The sequence below is a fragment of the Microbacterium sp. K24 genome, assembly GCF_004794465.1.
In the GTDB taxonomy this organism is placed as follows: Bacteria; Actinomycetota; Actinomycetes; order Actinomycetales; family Microbacteriaceae; genus Microbacterium.
The window spans coordinates 1-12,417 of record NZ_SSDJ01000076.1 but is presented as its reverse complement, the minus strand read 5'-3'; the positions used below and the strand labels follow the sequence as shown (position 1 = coordinate 12,417).

General features: G+C 70.2%; 6 protein-coding genes. 4 read left to right on the top strand and 2 right to left on the bottom strand.

Annotated elements, in window-relative coordinates; translation table 11 throughout:
- The first annotated feature begins 36 nt into the window (after positions 1 to 36).
- The 3 genes from DW306_RS05640 to DW306_RS05630 all read left to right on the top strand — a co-directional run bounded on the left by DW306_RS05640 (position 37) and on the right by DW306_RS05630 (position 10,032).
- A complete protein-coding gene (locus DW306_RS05640) occupies positions 37 to 1,176 on the top strand; it encodes a Dyp-type peroxidase (protein ID WP_205814103.1) in 1,140 nt (379 codons plus the stop codon).
- Positions 1,173 to 1,913, top strand: coding sequence for a hypothetical protein (locus tag DW306_RS05635; protein ID WP_136054639.1), 741 nt, complete (start codon positions 1,173 to 1,175; stop codon positions 1,911 to 1,913). The genes DW306_RS05640 and DW306_RS05635 overlap by 4 nt, the downstream gene beginning before the upstream one ends.
- 121 nt (positions 1,914 to 2,034) lie before the next feature.
- Positions 2,035 to 10,032 carry an SdrD B-like domain-containing protein gene (locus DW306_RS05630; protein ID WP_136054638.1) on the top strand — a complete coding sequence of 2,666 codons (7,998 nt, stop codon included), beginning with the start codon at positions 2,035 to 2,037 and terminating at the stop codon, positions 10,030 to 10,032.
- Positions 10,033 to 10,084: 52 nt separating this feature from the next.
- Here the strand turns inward: DW306_RS05630 and DW306_RS05625 are convergent, their stop codons facing one another.
- Positions 10,085 to 10,789 carry a GPP34 family phosphoprotein gene (locus DW306_RS05625; RefSeq protein ID WP_240747085.1) on the bottom strand — a complete coding sequence of 235 codons (705 nt, stop codon included), beginning with the start codon at positions 10,787 to 10,789 and terminating at the stop codon, positions 10,085 to 10,087.
- On the bottom strand, positions 10,764 to 11,552 hold the full coding sequence (locus DW306_RS05620; protein WP_136054637.1) for a MerR family transcriptional regulator: 789 nt from the start codon (positions 11,550 to 11,552) through the stop codon (positions 10,764 to 10,766). The genes DW306_RS05625 and DW306_RS05620 overlap by 26 nt, the downstream gene beginning before the upstream one ends.
- Positions 11,553 to 11,706: 154 nt before the next feature.
- On the opposite strand from DW306_RS05620, the gene DW306_RS05615 reads away from it, so the two are divergent.
- Positions 11,707 to 12,312: a small multidrug efflux protein gene (locus DW306_RS05615; RefSeq protein WP_136054636.1), complete on the top strand. Its 606-nt coding sequence runs from the start codon at positions 11,707 to 11,709 to the stop codon at positions 12,310 to 12,312.
- The last annotated feature ends 105 nt before the right edge of the window (positions 12,313 to 12,417 follow it).

Sequence of the window (12,417 nt, the reverse complement as noted above, 5' to 3'; positions counted from 1 at the left end):
CCGAGCGTCGAGGATGCGGGGGCTATCATCATCGTCGTGGCGAATGAGGCAGGCGGGATTTCGCGGCGCAGCCTGCTGACTTCCGGCGGCATCGCCGCGCTCGGCACTGCGCTCGCGGGGTGCGCGCCGGCCGAGCAGGTCCCTCGCGATCCGGTCGCGGATGCCGTGCGGCCGGTCGTCCCGACGGGAGAGCATCAGGCCGGCATCGCCCGCCCGGCGGCCGTGCAGCCGCACCTGCTCCTCGGCGTCTACGACCTCGACGGCGGCCCCGTCGGCGTGCTCGCGCGCCTCGGCGACAGCATCCTCGCGCTGACGTCCGGCGACCATCCCGCGCTCGCCGGAATCGCTCCCGGTGACCTCAGCGTGACCGTAGGAGTCGGGCCGCGGCTCGTGCAGCAGGTGGTCGCCGAGGGACCGGGCACGGAACCGCTGCCGGCCTTTCCGCGCGAGGACATCGACGAGCGGCACCGCGGCGGCGACCTCGTGATCCAGGTGTGCGCCTCCGATCCGCTCGTCCCTCCGCTGGCCCTCGCCGGTCTGCTCGCTGACACGTCCGCCCTCACGGAGCGGTGGCGGCAGCGCGGAGCCCGCGGACCCTCGGTCGCGGTGCGCGGCGACCACACGGCGCCCCGCAACGTTCTCGGATTCGTCGACGGGATCGCCGCGCCCATCTCGGTCGACGAGCGGGCGGAGTCGGTGTGGATCGGCCAGGGTGCCGTGGCAGGGGCGAGCATCATGGTCGTGCGCCGGATGGAGATCGACCTCGCGGCGTTCCAGCGCCTCCCGGTCGAGGCGCAGGAGAGCGCGATCGGGCGTGAGCGTGCGAGCAGCGCACCGCTCTCCGGGGGTGCGATCGGGGACGATGTCGATCTGCAGGCCAAATCGCCCGACGGCAAGTACCTGATCCCCGCCGACGCGCACGTGCGACGCGCGCACCCGCGGCCGGCGGGCGTGCCGCTGATGCTGCGGCGCTCGTACTCGATGGACGACCCGCTGGGACTGCTGTTCGTGAGCTTCCAGGCCGAGCTCCGCACCTTCACGCAGACGATGGAGCGGATGTCGGAGTCCGACGCGCTGCTGGACTTCACGCTCACGACGGCGACGGGCGCGTTCCTCGCCCTCCCGGGCTTCGACGCGCAGCATCCGCTCGGCTCGACGATCTTCGGAGCAGCATGACGACGCGTCGGCGGTGGGTCGCGATCGGTGTCGTCGCGGCGGTCCTGCTCGGCATCGGAACGTGGGCGCTGCTGGCGTTCCGGCCGGCAGACGCGCCGACGCCGACCGCATCACCCGCCGCAGAGGGCCCTCGTGCCCTCACCGCCGAGGAGGCGGAGAAGCTTGCGGCCGCCCGGTTCCTCGCGTATCGCGACGGGAGCCGGGGCTTCGAGGTCGAGGTATCGACGGCCGACGGCCCCGTCGCACTCCACGGGCGGGTGGACTACCGCGCCGGTCTGGGGATCGCCGCGGCCGCGCTCGACGACGGCTCGGCCGTCGTCACGTGGGATGCCGACACCTTCGTCGGGTGGGTCGGCGAAGGCGACGGAGTGACGGTGCCGGATGCTCCGCCCGCCGCCCCCGGGGCAGCCCGGCCGCTCGATCCCTCGGCGTCGGCGGTGGATGCCATGCTCGTGCTGATCGCGAGCCTCGGGGTGGATCGCCCGGACAACGCCCAGCTGCTGCAGACGTCGGATGCGCAGTGGCTCCGCGGCGACGAGGTGGACGGGGTGCCCGTGGACGTCTTCGCCGGGCCGTCGGAGTCCGCCTCGGGAGAAGGCGCCGGTACCACGCGCTTCTGGGTCGACGCGTCGGGTGGACTGCGGCGTTTCGAGGCCGACCTTCCTTCGGGAACGGTGTCGGTGCTCCTGCATGCGGAGCAGTACGTCGCGGTTCCGCGCGCCCCCGAACTCGGCTGAACGCCTCCCCCTCCGCGCTTTCACACATAGAGAAAAGTCCGTGAAAAGGCCCCTGCCATCATCGACTCGTTCTGTGCTTCGGTCGGTGCCTGGCTGAAGTCGCTTCAATCGGGGGAGAACTGTGGATCGATACCTTGCGACGTCGGCGCGTCCGCAACGGCGCGCTCGTCTCGGTGCTCTCGCGGTTCTCGCCGCGGCGACGATGATCGCTTCGACGCTGGTCGTCGCGCAGCCGGCGCTCGCCGCCGACGGCTCGGTCACCGGCGTCGTCTACCAGGACTTCGACGACAGCGGCACGCGTGACGCGGCATCGGGCGACTTCGGCGGCGACACCGGTGTCGGCGGAGTGCGGGTCACCGCCACCGACTCGACCGGCGTGGTGCGCGGTACGACCACGACCGCCGCGAACGGCGCCTACACCCTGACGGTCACGGGAGCTGCGACCTCCGCCGTGCGGGTCGAGTTCACCGGACTTCCCACGGGCTTCCGCCCCGCACGAGCGGGGTCGGGCAACGGGACGACCGTCCAGTTCGCGAGCATCGGCGCGACGGGCGCCGATCTCGGCGTCACGCAGGAAGGCATGGTCCGCACCACCGCCGGCGTTCCCCGGGTCGTGGTGCCGACCCAGCGATCGGTCTTCGCCAGCAACGGCTCCCAGAACAACACGGCTGGTCCGACTCCGAACCTGCCCGACCAGCCTGCTCTCTTCGGCGTCGCCTATGACACCACCGGCAACCCCGCGACCGATCGGACGGCACTGGCGACGCAGGGGCAGATCGGGACCGTCTGGGGGACGGCGAACTACGGTGAGAAATTCGTCCTCAGCGGTGCCTCCTTCCGCCGCGGCACCATGGTCGGGCCGCAGGGCCTGGGCGCCATCTATCTCACGGATGCCACGACCGGAGCACCCAACGGCACTCCCTTCGCGACGATCCCCAACGCGGGCACGAACCCCCGCCCCGCCGATCTCACCGGCTACGACTGGCTGCACGACCCTTCGGGTTTCTCCGCGCCCGGACGGGTCGGCCTCGGCGACATCGAGATCTCCGAGGATCAGCGCACGCTGTATGCGGTCAACCTCAACGATCGCAAGCTCTACGCCGTTCCTCTGACCCGGGGGGCCACGCCGGCCGCGGCGCCGACCGCAGGGACGCCCCAGGCGATCGACATCCCGCTGACCGCGGCCGCGGGCTGCGATCCGAGCTGGGTGCGCCCCTACGGGCTGGGCACGTTCCGCGGGAACCTCTACGTGACGTTGACGTGCACCGGCCCGACCGTCGACGATCTGCGCGCCTGGGTGGTGCCGATGGACGAAGACACGCGGACCTTCGGACCCGCGGTGCTGAGCGCACCTCTGACCTTCGACCGCGGACCCGCGTATTCGGCGAATCTGCCGGCTACCACCCGAACGAACAACTACCGTCCGTGGGAGGAGGCGTTCCGCGAGGGCACCCGCGGGCTGTCGCTCGACGGCCCCTCGCCTGTCGCCTCGTCCGTCGTGTTCGACGCCGCGGGCAACCTGACGCTGTCGATCAAGGATCGCTCCGCCGACCAGTACGGCGCGGCACTCAGCAGCACCACTCCCGGGGATACCCGCATCTACACCTACATCGGCGTGGGTGACATGTTGCGTGCCTGCGTGAACGGTACCGGTCGTCTGGTGCTCGAGAGCGACGGTGCTTGTGGCGCGGGGACATCGCCGCAGCTGAACAACAACTGGGGTATCGGCGGCGGCAAGTTCTACGAGACGGTGTTTCAGACCGGCGAGTTCCGGAGCTACCACGCCAACACGGCGATCGGGTCGGCCCTGCAGATCCCCGGATACACCGACGTGATCGCGACGGTCATCGATCCGGTCGCGCTGAATCAGGACGGCCTGCGGGTCTTCCGGAACAATGACGGGTCGACGGTCCGGGGCGCCTCCCTGACGCGCACGGCGGTGACCGACGGCGGGTTCGGAAAGGCCGGCGGTCTCGGCGACCTCACCACGCTGGCCGCGGCACCACCGGTCGAGATCGGCAACCGGGTCTGGCTGGACCCCGATCGGGACGGCATCCAGGACGCGGGGGAGGCGCCGATCGCGGGCGTCACCGTGCGGTTGTACTCGACCGCCGGCGCGCTGATCGCGACGGCGGTGACCGACGCGAACGGCGACTACTACTTCTCCTCATCGCCGGGCACGTCGACGGGGTCCGCGCAGTACGGTCTCGTTCTCGACCCCGAGACGAACTACGAGATCCGCCTCGACAACGCCGCGGACTTCGGTTCCGGCGGCCCGCTGGAGCACCTCGGGCCGACGGTGACCGCCGCGGGCGCTGACCGGGCGGTCGACTCGAACGGCGTGCGGCAGTCTCCGGTCCTCGTGAGCGCGCCGGTGCGCACGCCTTCCGCCGGCTCCGCCGACCACACGTTCGACTTCGGCTTCGTGCCGCTCCTCTCGCTCGGCAACCGCCTCTGGTTCGACGTGGGCCCGGATGGCGGACACGCCAACAACGGCGTCTTCGACGACGACGAGGCGCCGGTCGACGGCGCCGTCGTCGAGTTGCTCGATGGGAACGGTGCCCCCGTGCTCGGTCCTGACGGCGCTCCCCTCACGACTACGACGGATGCCGACGGCTTCTACCGCTTCGACGATCTGCCCGCCGGACCGTATCGCGTGCGCGTCGCTGCGGCGAACTTCGCCCCCGGCGGCGTCCTGGAGGGCTCGGTCTCGTCGACGGGAGCATCTGCGGCGTTCGATGCGGCGAGCAACAACCGCGACAAGGGCGCGGATGCGCCGGATCCGGCATCGACCGGTGTGACGTCGAGCGTGATCGCCCTCGCTCCCGGCCTCACCGGCGACATCGATCCGGGTGCCACAGGAGCGGGTGGGCACGGTCCCGGCGGAGACGCACTCGACAACCTCACGGTGGACTTCGGCTTCGTGCGGCAGTTCGACCTCGCGCTCGACAAGTCGCTGACCTCGGGCAACGGTCCCTACCGAGTCGGGGACGAGGTCGTCTTCGAGCTCCTCGTGACCAACAAGGGCCCGGCGACCTCTTACGCGGGCTTCACGGTGTCCGATCGCCTCCCCGCCGGTCTGGAGTTCGTCTCGGCGAGCGGCCTGTTCTGGACGGGTCCTGACGTCGACGGCCAGGAGCTGACCTTCGATTGGATCGGCTCCGAACTCGGCGCCGGGGAGCAGGCATTCCCGATCGAGGTCACCGCGCGCGTGACGTCGGTCACGACGGGCTCGCTGCGCAACGTCGCCGTCGTGGAACCGACGCCGAACATCCCGATCTCCGAGCGCATCCCGGTCGGCAGCAGCCCCGACAAGTACGAGAACGGCAACCCGACGCCGAGCGCCGGCAGTCCCTCGAACAACGACGACAGTGCCGAGATCCCGGTGCTCGCCCCGACGCTGAGCCTCGGCAACCGCCTGTGGTTCGACACCGGTGCGGGGGCCGCGACCGACAACGGGCAGTACGACGCCGGCGAGCAGCCGATCGCGGGTGCGATCGTCGAGATGCTCGGCGCCGACGGAAACCCGGTGCTCGGCGACGACGGTGCGCCCCTGATCGCGACGACGGATGCCGACGGCTTCTACCGCTTCGACGCGCTGGCAGCCGGGCCGTATCGCGTGCGCGTCGCCGCGGGCAACTTCGCCGACGGCGGACCCCTCGCGCACTTCCTCTCCAGCACGGGCGCGTCGGCCGCGTTCGATGCGGGATCGAACAGCAGCGACAAGGGCGAGGATGCGCCGCATCCTGCCGCGACGGGCGTCACCTCCGGGGTCATCGATCTGCAGCCCGGCGTCACCGGCGAGGTCGACAGCGGCGCGAACGGAGCGGGCGCGAACGGACCGTTCGGCGACCAGTTCGACAACCTGACGGCCGATTTCGGCTTCATTCCCGGTCTCTCGCTGGGCAACCGGCTCTGGTTCGACAACGGATCCGCGGCCGGTCAGGCGAACAACGGAGCCGTCGACGACGGCGAGCAGCCGGTCGCGGGTGCCGTGGTCGAGCTCCTCGACGGTGCGGGTGCCGCGGTGCTCGACGCCGACGGCAACCCGGTGACGACGACGACCGACGACGACGGCTTCTACCGCTTCGACGACCTTCCTGCCGGCGACTACCAGGTACGGATCGCCGCGTCGAACTTCGCCGCCGGTGCCCCGTTGGCCGGATACTTCTCCTCGACGCCGACCTCGGCAGCGTTCGATTCCGCGACGAACAACGACGACAAGGGCGTGAATGCGCCGAACCCGGCCGCGACCGGTGTCGTGTCGGCGACCGTGACGCTCGCCTTGGGCGCGCAGCCGGACGACGACGTGGATGCCGGCGCTTCGGGCGCTGCGGATCACGGCCCCAACGGCGACGCCTCCGACAACCTCACCGTCGACTTCGGCTTCGTCGAGCGACTGGCCGTGGGCGACTTCGTCTGGTTCGATCGCGATCGCGACGGCATCCAGGATGCCGGTGAGCGCCCGGTCGTCGGCGTCACGGTGACCCTGCTGAACGGCGACGGCACCCCGGCGCTCGACGGCGACGGCAACCCGGTGGCCCCCGCCACGACCGACGCGAACGGCCACTACGTCTTCGACAACCTCGTGCCCGGCGATTACCGCATCCGCTTCTCGGACTTCCCGGCCGGTTACGTGCCGACCACGGCATCCGCCGACGGGTCGACGACGTCGAACGATTCGAATCCCGACGACACCGGACTGACGCCGGTCTTCACGCTGGCGGTCGGCGACGACACCCGGCCCGTCGAACCCGGCGACGGTACGACGGCTGCGCGGCAGATCAATCCGACCATCGACGCGGGTCTCGTCGCGGCGATGAGCCTCGGCAACCGGCTCTGGTTCGACACGGGCGCCGGTGGCGACCTGAACAACGGGATCGCCGACCCGGATGAGGACCCCGTGGCCGATGCCCTCGTCGAGCTGCTCGACGCGGCGGGCGCACCGGTGCTCGATCTCGATGGCGACCCGATCACGACCACGACCGATGCGAACGGCTTCTACCGGTTCGACGGCCTCGAGCCCGGTCAGTACCGGGTGCGCGTGGCCGCGAGCAACTTCGCCGACGGCGGCCCGCTCGCCGACTACGTCTCGTCGACCGTGACCTCGAGCAGTTTCGACGCAGCGAGCAACAACACCGACAAGGGAGTCGATGCTTCCGATCCCTCGGCGACCGGAGTGACCTCCGCGGTGATCGACCTGCAGCCCGGTGTGACCGGCGAGGTCGATGCGGGTGCCGCCGGTGCGGGTGCGAACGGGCCCTTCGGCGATGGCTTCGACAACCTGACGGTCGATTTCGGCTTCATCCAGCCGTACGACCTGACGATCGACAAGCAGCTCACCTCGAAGACCACGCCGTACAAGGCGACCCAGACGGTGACCTACGAGCTCACGCCGTCGAACAACGGACCGGGCACCGCCGTGACCGGCTTCACGGTCTCGGATCTGCTCCCCGACGGGCTGACGTTCGTCTCGGCGACCGGCACGGACTGGGAGCTGGTCGACGGAACGGGTCCCGAGGTCACGCTGCGCTGGCTCGGTGACGATCTCGCGTCCGGAGATGCGGCCTCGCCCATCACGGTGACGGCGACGGTCGGCACCGAGACGCCCGGCACCCTGGTCAACTTCGCGGTCGTCGAACCTTCGCCCGACCAGCGGACGCCGGAGACCATCCCGGTCGGCGCGACCCCGAACAAGTACGAGAACGGCGATCCGGTCCCGGCCGCCGGCAGCCCGTCGAACAACGACGACAGCACGCCGATCGTCGTCGAAGGACCGACCTACTCGCTGGGCAACCGGCTGTGGAAGGACACCGGTCCGGGTGCGCAGACCGACAACGGTCAGTACGACTCCGGTGAGGCCCCCGTGGCGGGTGCGACCGTCGAACTGCTGAACGCCGCAGGGAACGTCGTCGGCACGACGACCACCGACGACGCCGGCTTCTATCGGTTCGACGACCTCGCGCCCGGCGACTACCGGGTGCGGGTGGCGGCATCGAACTTCGCCGCCGACGGTCCGCTGCGATCGTGGCTCTCGTCGACCGGCGCATCCGCTGCCTTCGACACCGCGTCGAACAACAGCGACAAGGGCGAGGACTCGCTCTCGCCCGCGACCACCGGGATCACGTCGGGTCCCGTCACGCTCGGCGTTGCCGACCGTCCGCTCGGCGACCTCGACGCGGGAGCGGTCGGGGCCGGCGCGCACGGGCCGCTCGGCGACGCCTTCGACAACCTGACGGCCGACTTCGGGTTCGTGCCCGGCCTCTCGCTGGGCAACCGGCTCTGGTTCGACGCCGGCACCGGCAGCGGCGAAGCGAACAACGGGGCGTACGACGACGGCGAGAAGCCGGTCGTCGGCGCTGTGGTCGAGCTGCTCGATGCGGCCGGCGACCCGTTCCTGATCGGCGGGTCACCCGTCACGACCACGACCGATGAGAACGGCTTCTACCGCTTCGACGGCCTGCCGGCCGGCGACTACCAGGTACGGGTCGCGGCATCGAACTTCGGCGCCGGCGCGCCTCTGCAGGACTGGTTCTCGTCGTCGCCGACCTCGGCGGACCCTGCCGCGAACAACGCCGACAAGGGCGTGAACTCGCCGAGTCCGGCGACGACGGGCATCACGTCGGGTGTCGTCTCGCTGACGCGCGACAACCCGACGGGAGACGTGGACGCGGATGCCATCGGCGCCGGCGCCCACGGACCCGGCGGTGACGCCGCCGATCTGCTCACGGTCGACTTCGGTTTCACGCAGGCCTTCGCGGTCGGGGACTTCGTCTGGCTCGACAATGACGGAGACGGGCGTCAGGATGCCGATGAGCCGCCGGTCGCCGGTGTGCTGGTGACGCTGATGGATGCCGACGGCAACCCGGTCAACGACCTGAACGGGAACCCGGTGCCTGCGGTGCGCACCGATGACGCGGGGCACTACGTGTTCGACGGCCTGCCGCCGGGAACGTACACGGTGTCGTTCACCGAGACACCTGCAGGCCTGCAGCTCACGCGGCAGGGCTCCGGCGATGCGCTCGGCGACTCGAACCCGGCACCCGACGGCGTGACACCGCCGTTCGTGCTCGGTCCGGCCGGCGACAACACCACGCCGGTCGCCGTCGGCGACGGCACCTCCGTCGCGCAGCGGATCGATCGCACGATCGATGCCGGACTCATCCCGCTGCTGGCCGTGGGCGACTATGTCTGGGTCGACAAGGACCGCGACGGCCGGCAGGGCGCCGACGAGACGCCGGTCGAAGGCGTGACGGTGGCGTTGCTCAACGCCGACGGCACTCCTGCCCTCGGCGCGGACGGCGCACCGGTCGCTCCGGTCGTGACCGATGCCGAAGGCCACTACGTCTTCGACGGTCTCGTGCCGGGGGACTACCGCGTGCAGTTCTCGAACTGGCCGGCGGGCTTCCACCCCACGGTGCAGTCGGCGCCCGGCTCCTCGAGCGCGGATGACTCGAACCCCGATGTCAGCGGCCTCACCCCGGTGTTCCCTCTCCGCGGCGGCGGAACGGACGTCCGTGCGGTGACGGCGGCCGACGGGGTCAGCCGAGCCGCGCAGATCAACCCGACGATCGATCTCGGTATCGCGCAGGATCTGTTCGCCGTCGGTGACGTCGTCTGGTTCGACACGAACGCGAACGGCCGCCGGGATGCCGGTGAGAAGCCGGTTCCGGGGATGACCGTCACGCTGCGGAACGCCGATGGCACGCCGGCCCGGAATTGGCGGGGAGACGTCGTCGCCCCGGTGAAGACCGACGCGAACGGGCACTACCTGTTCGACGGCCTGTTCGCTGGCGACTACTTCATCCAGTTCACCGACCTGCCGGCGGGGTACCGGTTCACGACCACCGGCGCGAGCGGCGATGAGGACTCCAATCCGATGAGTTCGGGGCGCACCCCGGTGTTCTCGCTCGGTGCCAACTCCGCCGACATGAGGCTGGTGACGGGTGCAGACGGCACGATCCTCGCGTCGTTCATCAACTCGACGATCGATGCCGGACTGGTCACGATCCTGCCGGCGACCGGCGGGGCATTGCCGGTCTGGATCGTCGTCATCGGCGTCCTGCTCCTGCTGCTCGGTCTCGGCCTCGTCGTCGTGCGGGGGCGCCGCAAGAGCTGAGCAGCTCACATTCCACCGGCGGCGGACCGACCCAGCGATCCGCCGCCGGTGCTCAGCCTCGCGGCAGAACGGTGGCCGCGATCACCGCGTTGACGATGATCGCGTTCATCGTGCGAGTGACGGCGGACGAGGCCGCGGCAGCACCCCAGTCGCCGCGCTCGAGCTCCTTGCCGCGGGTGTAGACCTCGCCGCTCCAGGGGATCTCTCGGTGGAATTGCGGCAGCGTGCCGCTCGCGGAGAGGAGGGCGATGCTGGCCCCGGTCCGGGCATCGGGCGTCTCGCCGTCGACCAGTGCGGCGCGCACCCGGTCCATCAGCGCCGCCCGTCGCCCGCTCCCCAAAGTGAGCTTCGTCGAGGGGAAGATGCCGAGCGTCTTCCCCTTCTCGCGGTTCAGATCGCCGCGAGCGACGAGTCGATCGAGGACGGGACCGCGCAGCTCGGGGCCGATCGCCGCGAGGGCGGTCTGCACGTCGCGCGGCTTCTGCGACAGGAACTCCCAGGCCGGGTCGAGCAGCGCGTCCGGCAGCGGGCCGTCGCCGGTGGCCTCGACACGCGTCGAGAGGGTCTTCTCCTGCGCTTCCGTGCGCCCGGCGAGGGCGAGGTCGCTGAGGACTGCTCCGCCGAGCACGTAGAAGAGGATGTTCTCCCCGGCGATTGTTCCGGAATCGGGCTGGAAGAGCAGCAGCAGCGTATCTTCGACCAGCAGAGGTTCTGCCGACATGCGTTCGAGGTCACTCGGCACGGTCTTCTCCTTCATCGTGTGCTTCATCGTCTGCTGCGGCATCCGCAGCCATCAGTTCGTTGGCCAGGGCGGCGGCGCGGACGAGGACGTTCAGTTGCGCTTCGTTGTAGAGCTCGGTGTACGTCTCCACGAACGTCTCCTGGGTCACTCGCTCGCTCTTCGACAGGTGCTCGGCGGGTTGCAGCAGCCAGGGGAAGTCGGACAGGTGCTGGGCGAGCTGCGGTCCCAGCGCTTCGGCGAGGCGCTGGCGGGTGGCATCGTCGGCATCGGCGGGCAGAGTGTCGAACTCGGTGCCCGCTTCGTCGGGTTCGGCCTGGACCATCTGCCGAAGGTCGTTCATCGCCGACTCGTCGTAGAGCTGCTCGTAGATGAGCATGAGCGACCGGTCCGCGTCGGACATCGTCGCCGCAACCCCCTCGAAGCCGGCGGGAACGTCGGTCGCGGTCCCGCCGTCAAGGATCGCCCGGATCTCGGCGCGCGCCCGCTGCAGTCGCTCGATGCTCGCGGCGAGGTCGGCGTCGATCGCCCGCAGCGCCTGTGCGGCTTGCGCAGCATCCGCCCCGTTCGCGACCCCGACCGCTTCGATCTGCGCGAGCGGCACCCCGAGGTCGCGCAGCCGACGGATCTGCAGCAGCCGCACGAGGTGCCGCGCGCGGTACTGCTTGTACCCGTTGGACATTCGCTCCGGTTGCTCGAGGAGCCCCGCGCGGTGGTAGTGCCGCACCGTGTTGACGGTCGTCCCGGCGAGATCCGCCAGTTCCCGTGTGCTCCATGCCATCTGCTCTCGACTCCTTTCGTCACGTCTGGACCCATTCAAGACCCTGTTCCCGGAACAGGGTCAAGGGGATGAAGCCGGATCGGTCGGCGCTTGACCCTGTTCTGAGAACACGGTCTTGACTACATCTCATCCGCCTTTCGAAACGAGATGAGACATGGACAATCCGTATCCCTGGCTGCAGGACTTCATCAACCAGGTTCCCGAGTTCCTCCAGCCCGTGATGGTCGCGCTCGTCGCGGCGATTCCGTACATCGAGGGCGAGGGTGCCGCCGCGTTCGGCATCATCGCCGGCATCAACCCGATCGTCGCGGCGGTCGCCGCGATCGCAGGGAACATCCTGTGCGTCGTCGCCGTCGTCCTGCTCGGTTCGCGTATCCGGGGCGGCGTCGTCGCACGCCGTGCCGACCGTGCGGAATCCCAGAAGGCCGCAGCGCAGACTGCGGGCAGTGGTGCATCAGGTCTCGCGGAGTCGACTGCGGGTGCGGGTTCGACCACGACCGTCGAGGCTGACGCTGACGAGCAGAAGAATCGCCGCTCCAAGGGTCAGGCGAAGCTTCGGCGTTGGCTGGTGCGATTCGGTGTTCCCGGTGCGAGCCTCATCGCGCCGCTCGCCCTGCCCACGATGCTGACGGCGGCGTTCTTCGTCGCCTCGGGCGTGCGCAAGGAGTGGGTCATCCTCTGGCAGGTCGTCGCGATCGTGTTGTGGACCGGCGCCGTTGCCGCGGCGGCCACCGGCGTGCTCGCGCTGCTGGGTTGGTGAGGTCTGGCGCCGGTGGCCGTTCCGCGGGCGTGGCGCCGGGTCAGATGAACATGACGCGGTGGGTGGGTTTGTCGGTGTAGTCGCGGCCGAGGGGGCTGTGCCAGG

What these genes read in the sequence shown, in the direction of transcription:
- DW306_RS05615 (WP_136054636.1), top strand. Translation starts at nt 11,707, where the DNA reads ATGGACAATCCGTATCCCTGGCTGCAGGACTTCATCAACCAGGTTCCC.
- DW306_RS05625 (WP_240747085.1), bottom strand. Translation starts at nt 10,789, where the DNA reads ATGAAGGAGAAGACCGTGCCGAGTGACCTCGAACGCATGTCGGCAGAA.
- DW306_RS05620 (WP_136054637.1), bottom strand. Translation starts at nt 11,552, where the DNA reads ATGGCATGGAGCACACGGGAACTGGCGGATCTCGCCGGGACGACCGTC.
- DW306_RS05635 (WP_136054639.1), top strand. Translation starts at nt 1,173, where the DNA reads ATGACGACGCGTCGGCGGTGGGTCGCGATCGGTGTCGTCGCGGCGGTC.